The 13,392-nt window shown below is 60.1% G+C and carries 13 protein-coding genes, 1 tRNA gene and 1 pseudogene; 5 read left to right on the top strand and 10 right to left on the bottom strand.

Going from position 1 to position 13,392, the window contains the following annotated elements:
* Nucleotides 1–26 precede the first annotated feature (26 nt).
* The 5 genes from VXL81_RS02115 to VXL81_RS02095 are packed head-to-tail and all read right to left on the bottom strand — an operon-like array spanning nt 27 to nt 4,705.
* Nucleotides 27–992 carry a substrate-binding domain-containing protein gene (locus VXL81_RS02115; protein ID WP_416552749.1) on the bottom strand — a complete coding sequence of 322 codons (966 nt, stop codon included), beginning with the start codon at nt 990–992 and terminating at the stop codon, nt 27–29.
* Between the two features lie 47 nt (nt 993–1,039).
* Nucleotides 1,040–2,026 carry a carbohydrate kinase family protein gene (locus VXL81_RS02110; protein WP_416552771.1) on the bottom strand — a complete coding sequence of 329 codons (987 nt, stop codon included), beginning with the start codon at nt 2,024–2,026 and terminating at the stop codon, nt 1,040–1,042.
* 38 nt (nt 2,027–2,064) lie between these two features.
* Nucleotides 2,065–2,682 carry a D-lyxose/D-mannose family sugar isomerase gene (locus VXL81_RS02105; protein WP_416542804.1) on the bottom strand — a complete coding sequence of 206 codons (618 nt, stop codon included), beginning with the start codon at nt 2,680–2,682 and terminating at the stop codon, nt 2,065–2,067.
* A 44-nt stretch (nt 2,683–2,726) separates the two neighbouring features.
* Nucleotides 2,727–3,878, bottom strand: a complete 1,152-nt coding sequence (locus VXL81_RS02100) for a Gfo/Idh/MocA family protein (RefSeq protein ID WP_416552747.1) — start codon at nt 3,876–3,878, stop codon at nt 2,727–2,729.
* Nucleotides 3,875–4,705: a class I fructose-bisphosphate aldolase gene (locus VXL81_RS02095; RefSeq protein ID WP_416552745.1), complete on the bottom strand. Its 831-nt coding sequence runs from the start codon at nt 4,703–4,705 to the stop codon at nt 3,875–3,877. Before VXL81_RS02095 ends, VXL81_RS02100 begins: the two co-directional genes overlap by 4 nt.
* A 317-nt stretch (nt 4,706–5,022) precedes the next feature.
* Between VXL81_RS02095 and VXL81_RS02090 the strand changes: the two are divergent.
* A pseudogene (locus VXL81_RS02090) lies at nt 5,023–5,425 on the top strand (IS5/IS1182 family transposase); the annotation flags it as partial.
* Nucleotides 5,426–5,655: 230 nt separating this feature from the next.
* On the opposite strand, the gene VXL81_RS02085 reads toward VXL81_RS02090, so the two are convergent.
* The 5 genes from VXL81_RS02085 to VXL81_RS02065 form a co-directional block, all read right to left on the bottom strand.
* Entirely contained in the window at nt 5,656–6,843 is a 1,188-nt protein-coding gene (locus VXL81_RS02085) for a multidrug effflux MFS transporter (protein ID WP_416542807.1), read from the bottom strand.
* Nucleotides 6,844–7,472: 629 nt separating this feature from the next.
* Nucleotides 7,473–7,549: transfer RNA gene (locus VXL81_RS02080), tRNA-Arg, on the bottom strand.
* A gap of 120 nt (nt 7,550–7,669) precedes the next feature.
* Nucleotides 7,670–9,058 carry a sensor histidine kinase gene (locus VXL81_RS02075; protein ID WP_340546628.1) on the bottom strand — a complete coding sequence of 463 codons (1,389 nt, stop codon included), beginning with the start codon at nt 9,056–9,058 and terminating at the stop codon, nt 7,670–7,672.
* Nucleotides 9,059–9,074: 16 nt separating this feature from the next.
* A complete protein-coding gene (locus VXL81_RS02070) occupies nt 9,075–10,496 on the bottom strand; it encodes a dihydrolipoyl dehydrogenase family protein (RefSeq protein WP_416552743.1) in 1,422 nt (473 codons plus the stop codon).
* Between the two features lie 2 nt (nt 10,497–10,498).
* Nucleotides 10,499–11,302, bottom strand: a complete 804-nt coding sequence (locus VXL81_RS02065) for a TVP38/TMEM64 family protein (protein ID WP_416552741.1) — start codon at nt 11,300–11,302, stop codon at nt 10,499–10,501.
* Between the two features lie 374 nt (nt 11,303–11,676).
* Here VXL81_RS02065 and rpmH point away from each other — a divergent pair, with 374 nt between their 5' ends.
* The 4 genes from rpmH (at nt 11,677) to VXL81_RS02045 (ending at nt 13,305) form a co-directional block, all read left to right on the top strand.
* Nucleotides 11,677–11,811: a 50S ribosomal protein L34 gene (gene rpmH, locus VXL81_RS02060; RefSeq protein WP_005980833.1), complete on the top strand. Its 135-nt coding sequence runs from the start codon at nt 11,677–11,679 to the stop codon at nt 11,809–11,811.
* 26 nt (nt 11,812–11,837) lie between these two features.
* Entirely contained in the window at nt 11,838–12,287 is a 450-nt protein-coding gene (gene rnpA, locus VXL81_RS02055) for a ribonuclease P protein component (RefSeq protein WP_340546625.1), read from the top strand.
* A gap of 139 nt (nt 12,288–12,426) precedes the next feature.
* Nucleotides 12,427–12,684: a membrane protein insertion efficiency factor YidD gene (gene yidD / locus VXL81_RS02050; protein WP_340546624.1), complete on the top strand. Its 258-nt coding sequence runs from the start codon at nt 12,427–12,429 to the stop codon at nt 12,682–12,684.
* Nucleotides 12,685–13,071: 387 nt separating this feature from the next.
* Complete coding sequence (locus VXL81_RS02045) at nt 13,072–13,305, top strand: hypothetical protein (protein WP_340546623.1); 234 nt, start codon at nt 13,072–13,074, stop codon at nt 13,303–13,305.
* Nucleotides 13,306–13,392 lie beyond the last annotated feature (87 nt).

Below are 13,392 nucleotides of genomic sequence, written 5' to 3'. Positions count from 1 at the left end.
GCCAACACGGCCCCCTGCCATTGTTTCTACTGAATGCTTTCCAGGAACGCGGTGACGCCATCCGCGTCGGTCCTGCTCAGAAGCATTGCCGGCACAGTGGTTTGTGCCTCGACTTCTTCGCCTGCAAGAATGGCAAGGGCGGCTTCGGCACCCATGGCACCCATCTGGAGCGGCGCCTGAGCAGTCACCGCCTGCAGAACATTGTCGCCCGCCAAAAGACCCCGACCCAGCTGTTCCGATCCGTCGATGCCAAAGACAAAGACCTCACCGGCACGACCCGCGTTGCGCACCGCCTGCATCGCCCCCACGGTGCCGCCTTCGTTTGCCGCGTAGATGACATTGACCTCAGGGTGGGCGGTCAGAATATCGGTGGCCACAGTAACTGCGGCTTCTGGCATCCAGGCGTCCTGCTCGGCCACGATCTCGATGGAATTGCCTTCAGCGACAGCATCCTTGAAACCGCCTGTCCGGTCGCCAGACTGTTCCGGCAAGAGCGACGAGAACGCCAGAATGGCGACATTTGCTTTGCTACCAAGGCTATCACTTACAAAGCTGGCGGCGGCAGCGCCGGTGGATGCCCCAAGATCACGGTTGGCCGTTGAGAAGGTCGCATGCGCAATGCTGGCATCCTCAAGGCCGCCGTTCAGGGCAACCACAACAATACCGCGGTCACGTGCGCGCTGCAAAGCAGGGCCCGAATTCGCGGCCGAAAGTGGCGCAATCACGATCGCATCGACGCCGCGCGAAATGTAGGTATCAATGGCCTGAATTTCACGCGCCTGATCGCCGTCGATATTAATTTCCAGTACTTCTGCGCCCGCCGCTTCGGCGGTTTCGCGCACACCCGTTTGCAGGAACTGCATGAACTGGTCGCCCTGAAACACGATGCTGGCAATTACCGGGGCGTCCTGTGCGGTCGCACCGAGCGGCAGCATTGCCGTCATTGCTGCGGTCGTCAGTGCCAAAAAGCTACGTTTGGGGATGATAGTCATTGTCTTTTCCTCCTCTAAAGACAGTATTGACATCACATGAAGCTGGTTCATGTCGTGATGCCTTTTGTCTGCCGATCCAGTTGATCGGTCAGTTGGTTCAGATTCGGGATGGCTTCGGTGGCTGTGACCCCGCGCAAGGAGGCCCTTGCGATGGCATGGCCCAGTTCCAGGGCACGCTGCGGTGTCCAGCCTTCATGAAGCGCATACAAAATTCCGGCACAAAAGGCATCGCCTGCGCCCAAGGGGCTTGCGACCAGTTCACGCGGTAAGGGCACGACCGGGACGTGTGCGACCTGCCCATCAACCCCAATCCAGAGCGCCATTTGCTGGCAGTGAACGACCACGGCCCGCCGGACCCCGTCTTTGATCAGCGCCTTTGCCATCTCGATCATGTCCTGCATGTTCGGCGTCTGACTGGCGACAGGTGGAGTCTGGCCACTCGCGCGGGCCAATTCGATTTCGTTCAATATCAGATAGTCGATTTGTCGAATTGTCGCCGCGACGATCTTCGAGAAATCCGGGCGATCAACCGAAGCAAGATCAACGCAGGTGGTCATACCTGCGGCGCGGGCACGGGAGAGCACCCTCGCCGCAGGCGTGCTGCCATCATCCGTGATCCGATCCAGATCGGCCAACAGGGTCAGGTAGCCCAGATAGAAAATGCGCGCTTTATGGCTTTCAAAAACGCCCGTCGGGAAATCTTGATCAGACAGCACGTCATTGGAGCCGCCCTGATAGAAGAACGTGCGCGATCTTCCGGTAACAGACATGACATGGGTATGTGCCGTCGCGGTGTCTGGTTTTTCCGTGATCAGATGCGTTGGAAGACCCAATTCATGACAGTGCGCCTTGATAAATTTCCCGAAGTCATCCTGACCGATGGCGCCCATCGGCCAAAGCGGTAGCCCGGTTTCAAGCTTGGTCAGCGCCGTCACAACATTGGCCGCACCGCCACCCACGCCCTTGTCTTGCCCGTCGATGCGAACCAGATCGCTCTCAGCGGGCCAATGCGCAATCTCGTGTACGAGATCCACGATCCAGTTGCCCGCACAAATTATGCCTTCGCGCGTGGTCACGGGGTCGACCCCACTTCATTCCACAAGGGATGCACGGGTTGGGCATCTTCGGTTATGGAAGAAAACCGCCCCAGAGGCTCCAGAAAATAGTTGTCCGATCCGTCATCATTGACCTGAGACACTTCACCGCCCAGCACCATGCCGCTGCCTGGGCGCGCATAGAAGCGGTGATAAAGACCACATGGAATCGTGACACTTGATCCGGGTTTCAGGCATAGCGGTTCGTCCGGGTCCAGCCGGTGGACAAAGCCATCACAGCGCAGAACAATTGGATCATCGACACCGTCAGGCTGGCGGAACTCGATCATCAAATCCCCGCCGCCACGGTTGATGATGTCCTCCAGCTTAATCTTGTGGGTATGAAACGGAGTTTCCTGCCCTTCCCCGACGAACAACAGCTTTTCAGCGTAGGGCAGACTTGTCGCGTCAGACTGGATACCGTTGCGCAGGCAGAACAACACCAGACCGCGCCGCGCAAAATCGCCCGAGCCGAAATCCGTCACATCCCAGCCCATCTGATGAAGCTGCAACCAGTCGCCCAAGTCGGGATTGGCTGCAAATTCTGCGACATCCCAATCTGCCCATGCCGGCAACGACCAGCGAAACGCCTGCAATAGGTCCTTGGCGGCGCGAATGGCCTGATTGATCTCGGAGCGTTTCACGACGCCCTCCCGTAGTCGACAGAGACGACCCTGTGTTCGGTGCCTGCCCTAAGGGCTGCGGTCAGCACGGCATGGTGGTCCGCCGCTTCTGCGGGTGTTGCGCAATGAAATCCACGCGCATCGCCTCCGGCAAGCTCATCCAGAAAGGCGGCCCACATCTGTTGCAGAGCGTCCGGGAAACCAAATTCGAAAATGGCCCCCGTTATGGCCGGGAACAGGGTCTGAAATCCGATGTCCTGCACCTGCCAGATCTGATCCCCGCCGCTATAGTCCATCCACTGCCACTGGCGCGGGTTCTTGGTGGTGAAAAAGGCGCTTTTTTTGGTGCCAAGCACACGCAGGCTCCAGCTGTTGGAATCCCCGGGCGATATACGCCAGGTTTTCAGCACCAGAGGAAAGCCGCCCCCGGCATCCTCGACATGGCCAGTGATGGTGGCGTTGTCCCATGTCTCGCAGGGTACGGTCCCCCCCTTGCCATCCGGACGGGTCCGAAACCGGTTGACCAAAGACGCCGATACATGGGTCGGGCGCCACCCCAGTCGCAAGGGCACATGCAGCACATGCATGCCAAGATCGCCCATGCAGCCGTAGGCGCCATTTACCTCAACCATGCGTTTCCAGTTGATCGGCTTGTCCGGGTCAAGGTCCGAGGAATGCAGGAACGCGGCCTCAACTTCGATGATTTCTCCCAGATCACCGGATCGCACAAGATTGATGACCTTTTGCGCACCGGGATAGAACGGCATCTCGGATGAACACCGCACCATCACATCAGGATGCGCATCAATCGCCGCCTGAATACGGGCGTTTGCGGCCCCATCCATACCAAACGGTTTTTCGCCGAACAGGTGTTTTCCGGCAGCCATGATCTGCGGATAGACCTGATCATGCAGCACATGCGGTAGCGCGCAATAGATGGCCTCGACCTCTGGATTGTCGAGCATCTCTCGGTAGTCGGTCGTCTTTTGCGTCACGCTGGACAGATTGTGCGAAAACCAATCCATCAGGTCCGTGTTCGTGTCGCACACCGCGACAATCTCTGGCCGCGCTTTTGCTTCGGTCAGATGCAGCCAGCGGGCGGCAGTCGAGGCAAACTCGCGCCCCATAAGCCCGCAGCCAATGACGCCGAATTTGACGACGCGGCTCACGCGATCATCCCCAGGGCATCAGCCACGGAGGCGCCGTCATGCACCACCGCCATCAGCGCTTTGGTCATGCCTGCCGGGTCGTCGTGATGGATCACATTGCGGCCATAAACAATACCGCGGGCGCCCTGTTTCATCAAAGCTTCGGTCCGTGTCAGAATCTCCTTGTCAGAGACCTTGCCGCCACCGCGCACCAACACGGGTACGTCCTGGGCAATCTCAATCACACGGTAATACTGGGAAACATCGTCGCAAGGATCCGCCTTGATGATGTCCGCGCCCAGTTCCACGGCCTGACGCACCAAAGGCAGGATCTTTGCCAGATCGCCATCCACCATGTAACCACCACCGGCCTTGGCGTTGTCCTGCATCACCAGCGGCTCCACCATCAGCGGCATCCCTGCCAGATCGCAAGCGCGCTTCAACCGGTTGATGTTCTGAATGCAGGCCTGATGCACTTCGGGCTGACCGGGCAGCATGAGCAGATTCACCACCACACAGGCCGCATCGAGGGCCACAGCTTGCTCAACCGGGTCGGCTATCACTTCTGAAAACAGCGACCGTGGCAACGGATTGCCATAAACATTGGCAATGTCGGTCCGCAACACCAGCGCCGGACGGTCCTTGCCGGGGATTGCCTGCAGGATCGGCGCCGTCCCCGGTGGCAGCTGAATGGCATCCGGTGCCGCGCTCGCCACAATCGTGATCGCGGCCTGCATGTTCTCAATCCCGCCAAGGAAGGCGCTTTCATTGAACATGCCGTGGTCGATTGCCACGTCAAAGCAATTTCCCGAAACACCGAACAGTCTGTTCATACGTGCGGATTTCACCTGCGTCCCTCCTGTGGAATTTCCCTAAAAGATTATGGAAACGTTTCCAAATAGAAGGTTCGTTCTTCATCAACATCTTGTCAACAAATTTCTTCGCGAATTTTTTATGTTCTAAAACATACGGTTATAGGCGCACGGAGTGGAGCCCCCCGAGATCCTCGTACTAGATCTTCGGTTCATGACTGCGAAATGCAGGGCAGTTCGCCCAGCGCGTTAGCACGCTCGAAAGGGTGTTGGCCCGTGATCGGCCTGTCTTCATCGCTTTTCGAAAGTGCCGCCGCCGCGAGCAAAAAATCGTCAGCCAAATGCTGGCAGGCGATCGACAGATCGCCCCGCACATCTCGTGCTTCGACAAATCTGAGCGCAGTGACTGGACCCGGACCCGAGCCGACTTCGAGTGCGACGCCGAGAACAATCAACACATCTGCCCTGAAGGGCACGAGGTGAAGCAATTCCCCCGGAACTGTTCCGATCCGAACCGCAGGCCGACCGGCAGGGGCATCGCCATATAGCAGTGTTTGAAGCACACGTGTCAGGCCGCCCATCACAGGCGCGCTGCCGCCAGAATATGGATTTCCAGTCGATCAACCGGCGAGGAACCTGAACCGGCTCCTATTACATGGGTCATGCGGCGCAAATGACGAATTTCTCCTCGCCGCAACCGCCCACAATCTCCAGAAACTGGCCACAAACTATCCTGCGCCGCAGCAACCGCAATAAGCCAGACAAGAAAGGCACTCTCGACCATTTTCAGGGGGCGATATTCTGCACCAGAGAACCGGTCTATTTTCAGAATCGGTCCAAAGCGGCAACGCCATCAATGACTAAAATCCTGTACCGCGCCGCACTCCGCATAGGGAAACTCTGACATTCTCGAGCTCCGCCAATAGCGCCCGTTTTCAAGGACCGCTTTGTCTGCACCTGGCCCGACGGCCGCTATTGTTTTGAGACTAGACCCTATTCTTACTCAACCATGCTGCCCAAATGGCAAATGCCAACGCCAGTCCCGTTGAAGCTAGCATAAGCATAAGCAGCGTTTGTGCCCCGTTCGTCTGTGATACGAGGTTGCCCGTCACTGTGGTAACAACCGCACCGCCTGCAACTATGAGAGCGCCGCTCAGCCCGGCAGCGCTTCCGGCGAGATCTGGTCGAACCGACATCGCACCGGCATTGCATCCCGGCATGGTCATGCCGTTCCCTAAACCAACGAAGATCGTGCTCGCAAAGAAAATCTCCGCTGACATGATCTCCGATGCGAGCAACAGCAAACCGCCCACAATACCACTACACGCCATGACCCGGCCCGCAATCATCATGGTTGTTGGTTCGAAGTGTTTTCCAACCCGACCGGCCAAGAACCCGCCGATCATGAAGCCAACTGTGATGGTCCCGATATAGAATCCAAGTCCAGCGGTTGTGACATTGAAAGCGGACTGCGCAACAAGAGGTGCGCCTGTCAGAAAGATGTAGAATGCGCCGACAGAAAGCGCACCACAGAGTGCATAAGCCCAGAACAGGGGCTCACGGATAAGCATCATCGTGCCAGGTGCCGGAGTGCTGGCATCTGTTGCCCTTTGAGGCCTCGTTTCTCCGAGGTCGAACCAGCAAAGCAGCAGTAATCCGAAGCCCGCTACAGCATAGAAACCAAAGACGGACCGCCACCCAAATAAGGTGTCCAACACCCCTCCCAGCATGGGGCCGACCATAGGAGCAATCGCCATCGCCATTCCGATATAGCCGATCAGGCTTACAGCCTCCCGCGCCGTTCTCGTATCCCTAACGATCGCGAGAGAAAGCGCGTAACCGCCGACGATGCCGCCTTGGAGCATCCGGCAGAACAGAAAAGCCACGATGTTTGGAGCAAAAGCGCACCCCACAGAGGCGAAAGCGAAAACAAACAAAACCACCAGAAGGACCGGTCGTCTGCCGATCCGGTCTGACAAGGGCCCAACGATCAACTGAATAACTGCCGTTATTGCCAGATATCCGGACACCGCCCAGCTCACGGTACCGTAGTCGGTATTGAGATCGACAGCGATGTTAGCCAGAGCGGGTAGAAACATGTTGAGCGACATGGGCGAAAACCCAGTCAACAGGATCAATGTGATCAAATTCGGAGGTGTTCTTGCGCGGTTCATCTGATGCTCTGAGCAATAAAAACAAAAAAGCCCCCGAGAATGTCGGGGGCGCATGGAAACGGATATGGAGAACCCTATCGGACCATGCGCCTCTTGCTTGCTACATCGCTGACGAATTTGAAGGTCATGATCTCACTCCTTTGGGATCAAGCGTAGTAAGGATCGTTGACCCTGGCAACACGCAAAGCTGCCACCCATACACAGCGCAGCATCGGTCAATCCGGACTAACTGCACGCTTTCGCTGCGTCGCCCATGGCTGGCCGCCCTAGGTCTCTAAGCAAAGATCAGGGAAAAGCTGCTCTGGCGTGGTATTGCAAAGCAACGGCCCGAGCTTGCTCGGTCTTTCCAGATCGGCGCAACGCCATACCTGCCAAGGTGACAGCAGAGCCTGCAAGGCCGAATTCGCGGGCGTCTTGTCCCAGGAACCTCCCCGAACGCGCAGATCGGCCCAGAGGCGTTGATGCCGATTGAGCTGCTGTTTTGTGGCCTGCCGCATGTTGGCACAATGCTGCAGCGCATATTTTGTACCAGCATGGAACGCAGGCAGTTATCGCACGTCAGGTCAATGATGTGACGGAAAAGTCAAACAGATCTGACGCTCGAAATCTGACGTATCAAAAGAGGGAAGTGGCGGACCGAGGAGGATTCGAACCCCCGACCCCTTGATTCGTAGTCAAGTACTCTATCCAGCTGAGCTATCGGTCCACTGCGGCGGGGTTTAAGCGTAGCGGCGCGGGGGTGCAAGTCCAAAATGTCAGATTGCCGCAGGTTTTCTTCTTTTTGCGATTGGGGCGTTCCGACGCGCGGATTGCGGGCACGGCGGCGTCAAAGAGTGCCGTCGCCCTTGGGCAGACAGATATCGAATACCGTGCCCTCAGGACCGGTGTCGCGCAGGACCACCATGCCGCCATGGCCGCGGGCCAGTTCGTCGGCGATGGCAAGGCCAAGGCCGGTGCCGCCCTTGCGGATGCCGCCCTGAAACGGGGTAAAGAGATTCTCCCGCGCTTTCACCGGCAGGCCGGGACCGGTATCGGTGACGGAGATCCACCAGGCCTCGTGATCTTCACGCGCCGACAGGGTGATCTGCCCCGGCTGACCGCTGGCCTCGATCGCCTGACGGGCATTGCGCACCAGGTTCATCACGATGCGGAACAGCTGCTCGGGATCCGCCCGCAGGCTCAGATCGACGGGCACCTCATTGCGGAAGGTGACACGCCCCTCCGCTCCGCCGGCCAGGCTTTCGCTTTCCAGGATGTCCTCCACCTGACCGTGTAGTGCAACCCGGCCAAAGGTCGGCGCCGGCTCCTCTGCCCGGCCAAAGGCCAATGTCCCCTCACAGAGTGAGACCGCGCGGGTGATCGAATTCACCAGCTTTGGCGCGAGGCGCCGCACCAGGGGGTCTTCGCTCATCTCGATACGGTCGGTGAACAGCTGCGCCGAGGTCAGGATATTGCGCAGATCATGGCTGACCTTGGCAACAGCGCCGCCCAGCTGGGCCAGCCGCTCGCGCTGTTTCAGCGCATGGGTCAGCTCGGTCTGCAACTGCATCAGCGCCTCTTCGGCCTCGCGCAGCTCACGCACACCGGCGCTGGGGTGGATGATCCCACGGGCATCCTCCGGCGCCGCCGCATAGCGCTGCATATAGCCGATGACCCCCTTGATCGGCTTCACCATGAACCGGCGCACCGCAGCAAACAGCAGAACGGCAGTAAAGATTGAGATCACCGCCGAGAGCAGCAGAATACGCAGCCCGTAATCAATCATCGCATCGCGCAGACCCTTGGTTTCAATCGTGATTTCAATCAGAAGACCAGCGTCTCGCACCGGCGCCCCAATCACCCGGATGATCTGGTTTTCCGGCGTGACCAGCCGCTGCATGGCATGGCCGATCAGTGCAAACGGGCTGCTCATCCGCAGATCATAAGTGCCCGAAATCGGCGCCGGTATCGGTGAGGACAGCACCAGTTGGCGCACTTCGTCCCGCCGCAGAACCACGTTGAAGACACCAGCATTCTCCAAAAGCTCCGCCTCCAGCTCGGTGTCCAGCATGTCATCCGCCAATAGCGCCAGCGACGCGATCTGCGCCCGCTCCAGACGGTCGGCCAGATAATCGAGACGGAACCGGGATACGGAGGGCACAAAGATCAGGATCTCGGCCAACATCACGAAGACCGTGGTCAGGATCAGGAATCTGCCTGAAAGCGTATTGAGCATTCAGCCCCTTCCGGCGTTACGGGAGCCAGCGTTGCACAAATTGCACCACTCGTTTCACCATTGGACTATCAAAAAGCCGTGGCGAGAAATAGGCCCCTGCGACGCGTTTATTCACTTCTGAAATGGTGGGATAGGGCGCCACCATGGCCGCGACCTCACTCATCTTCAGGTTATTGGCGATGGCCATCGACCACAGCGCCACCAGCTCCCCCGCCTGATGCCCCACGACAGAGGCGCCGACCGGGCGCCCCTTGACCACCATGACCTTGATCAGGCCGGTGCTGTGACGTTCGGCCAGCGCGCGGTCGTTGTGGTGATAGTCGAACCGCGCCACCTCCATCCGGTCGCCATGTTTCTCGCGCGCCTGCGCCTCTGTGAGCCCGACCTGCGCCAGCTCGGGCGCGGTATAGGTGGCCCAGGGAATATGGCTGGTCTTGGCCTTCGACGGCAGGCCGAACAGGATCGACCGGATGATCACACTGGCATGATAGCCCGCCACATGGGTGAACTGCATCCCGCCCGCGACATCACCAATGGCATAGACCCGGCGGTTGCTGCTGCGCAGGCTGTCGTCCACCACCACGCCCGCGCGGTTGGTCTCGACACCGGCGGCCTCCAGATTCAGCCGGTCGATATTGGCCTTGCGCCCCACCGCCATCAGGAGGTGGCTGCCGTCGAACACCCGGCCATCCTTCGCGGTGACGCGAATGCCGCCCTCCTCGGTGGAGGCGACGGTTTCCGCCTGCGCGCCTTCGGCAATCTCGACGCCCTCCTCGCGCAGCTGCTCCAGCACGATGGCCGCCAGCTCCGGGTCGTCCTTGCCCAGCGCCTTGTCGCCCTCGATCACCGTGACCTGACTGCCCAGCCGGATGTGCGCCTGCGCCATCTCCATGCCAATCGGACCACCGCCGATGATCAGCAGGTGATCGGGCCGCTCGCGCAGGTCAAACAGCGTCTCATTGGTATAAAAGGGCACATCGGCCAGCCCGTCGATTGGGGGCACCAGGGGCGAGGATCCGGTGGCAATCACGATGCGCCGGGCGGTGATGCGGTGCTCCCCGGCCTCGACCACGCGATCATCGACAAACCGTCCATAGGCGCGGATCACCCGCACACCAAACCCTTCGAACCGCTCCTGGCTGTCGACCGGGGCGATGGTCGCGATCACGTCCTGCACGTGGTCCTTGGCGGCGGCGTAATCCACCACCGGCAGCTGATCGGCGACACCATAGGCGCTGGCATGGGCCTGCCCATAGGCCACCTTGGCGCTGGCCAGCAGCGATTTCGACGGCACGCAGCCATAGTTCAGACAGTCGCCGCCCATCTTGTGCCCTTCCAGCAGCACGACATCCGCGCCCATCTGACTTGCCCCTGCCGCAACAGAGAGACCGCCCGACCCGGCGCCGATCACAAGAAGATCGCAGGTTAGCTCTTGCATGGTCACTGGTCCTTTCCGGAGGCCGCGGGACGGCGTTTCTTCAGCAGCATGGGCAGCGCCGCCAACACGCACAGGCCAAGGATCGGCCCGATCACAAACGGCTCCCACAACAGCGACAGATCAGGTGTCCCGCCCCGGTCAAACACCGCACCAAGGCCCACACCAATCCAAGTAAAGACGATGGCGCCGGGGATGATCCCCACCGCCGTGGTCCACAGGAAATTCACCAGCTTAACCCCGACCAGCGCGGGCAGCAGATTGGCGACAAAAAACGGCACCGCAGGCACCAGCCGCAGCAGCAGCAGCACCTCGATCTCATTTTCCCGCAGGGCCTGTTTGAGGATGCGCACGCGGCCCTCCGCCGCTTCCAGCCGGTGGGTCAGCATCGCTCCAAGCCCCCAGCGCGCCGCCAGAAAGATGCCAACCGCACCAATGGTGGCTGCCAGCACGTTGAACAGCGTGCCCGCCACCAGACCAAACAGGAACCCGCCAGTGACGGAGGCCACAGCGGCGCCCGGCAGCGAGAAGACAACAATTGTCACATAGGCCAGCACAAACAGGCCAACGAGGCCCAGATAATTCTCATCGCGAAACGCCATCAGCGCCACCCGATTGTCGCGCAGGGTCTCAAACGTCAGGTAATCGCCCAGCGTCATCGCCCCGATCACCGCAACAACCAGCACCACGGTCAGCGGCAGGAACCGCGTCAGCGCCGGTTTCTTCTCTGCCCTGTCACGCGATTCGGCTGCGGTGGGCTGGGCCGGAGAATGCTCCGCGATATCGGGCTGCTCGGGATGATCTGGCATCGGTGGTCAAATCCTGCTGTCTTGGGCCAGTGGCTGGCCGGTCATGGTCGGCACCGCAGACGCGGCGGGTCTGTGTCTCTGGCTACCTGCTAAATGGCCCCGGTACGAGACCACGGGCGATATCTTCACGCCCGCTTGATCATTGCCTGCAAAAAAGTGAGCCAAACAGCGCGCGCCCCTCTGTCTGTTACAAATATCTTCTGCTAAAGGGGCTTCAGCGCCCGGTTTTCATGGAAATGTTGCATTTCGTGCAGAAAACAACCGCCTTGGGGTTTGACTCGCCGGTCATTCCCTTCTAGAGACCGGGCTTCGAGATAGACCCCCGGGTGGCCGATTCCGCGCCGTCCCGATGTAAACAGTTGGAGACCGGAGCGATGAAACGCACCTATCAGCCTTCGAACCTGGTTCGCAAACGCCGCCACGGCTTCCGTGCGCGCATGGCCACCAAGGCAGGCCGCAAGATCCTGAACGCACGCCGCGCACGCGGTCGCAAGTCGCTGAGCGCGTAATCGCGCCCAGCACTGTTCAGACGGACATGACACCGCCGGAGACCCCCAAGGACGGCTCAGCTGCCCAAGGGACCAGGTCTCCGGCGGTGTCCGTTTGCGTATCTGATACCTTGGACCGCCCACTGCCCCGCCCGGAGGTGATCGCCAAACGCCGCGACTTTCTCGCGGCGGCACGCGCCCGCCGTCAGGGCACCAAGGGAATGATGGTGCAGGGTCGCAAACGCCGCCAGGACAGCGAAGCCGGCGGCGATGCCATCCGCATGGGCTTTACTTGCTCCAAGAAGGTCGGCAATGCCGTGGCCCGCAACCGCGCCAAACGCCGCCTGCGCGAAGTCGCCCGGCTGATTCTGCCCCTGCATGGCCGGTCCGGCTGGGACTATGTCCTGATCGGGCGCGCGACAGAGACCGCCGAGCGCCCCTTTGAAGATCTGCAAAACGATCTCATCTACGCGCTGAAGAAAATCCACGGCAAGTAATCGTTTCCGAAGGCGATTTGCCCGGCAGGCAGCTGGCGCAGCACACGGCCCCTCTCCCCACAGAAAGGCGGCTCCGCTGTCCCCGCACTCAGGCGCGGTCCTGATTGCCATACCGCTCAACTCTGCCTATCTAACTCCCATGACCCCGCTGGCCCATCTCCTTGCCCTGCCCGTGCGCGCCTATCGGCTGCTGTTCAGCCCCTGGGTCGGCTTCAACTGCCGCTATCAGCCCACCTGCTCGGCCTATGCGCTTGAGGCGCTGGAGAAACACGGCGCCCTCCGTGGGGCATGGCTGACGCTGCGCCGGATCGGCCGCTGCCACCCGTTTGGCGGCGATGGCTACGACCCGGTGCCGGGCTGTGACCACAGCCATGACAAGACCGCAGATCGACGATAACCGGTCCGGGCCGATGCCCGGCAAAGCCGCGCGCCATTTCTGCCACAGTATGGAATACCGGTATAACCGGGGCAGTCGGGCCGTGCTAAGGCTCTGAAACGATCAACCTATAGATGCAGGAGGGCTGTTTATGAATAAGTTTGTTCAATCGCGACGTGCTCCTGCGGGCTGCACAGGACAGGCGCGCGCCTGATCCAGTCTGCCTTTGATCGCGGCTCAGCACTGATGTGCGCCCGATCTGATCGTACCATCCCAGACCACCCCTAGCGAAGCCATCGTCGACGCCTGTCTTTGATCCGGTCTTCGACCTCGTCTTTGCTGCATGGTCTGGGCACACCTGTCATCTTTCACAACAAAGGACCCGTCTGCATGCAGCCGGAAACACGCATGACATCTACACAATTTCCCACCCCGCTCCGCGACCCCCATGCCGCATTGGCGCAGATTCTGGCCGATCTTGGCCTGCGCCGGACCCTGACGGCGATCCTGCGCCAGATGATTGCCGCACAAAGCCCGCCGCGCAGACGCGCCAGCACGCTGCCGATCTGCAACCATCTGCGCCGGGATATTGGCCTGCCACCGCTCGCCGACAGGCTGCCATCGTCGCGCCCCTATTTCTGATCCCGGTTGACGATCCCGGCAGGCAGAAGCCTGCTACCCGCCGGGATCACCTTTTTTCCTTGGCAAAACGCCGATCCTCGGCTAGGG

The organism is Phaeobacter sp. JH204B (assembly GCF_048055755.1).
In the GTDB taxonomy this organism is placed as follows: Bacteria; Pseudomonadota; Alphaproteobacteria; order Rhodobacterales; family Rhodobacteraceae; genus Phaeobacter; species Phaeobacter bryozoorum.
This window is presented reverse-complemented; position numbering and strand designations above follow the sequence as displayed.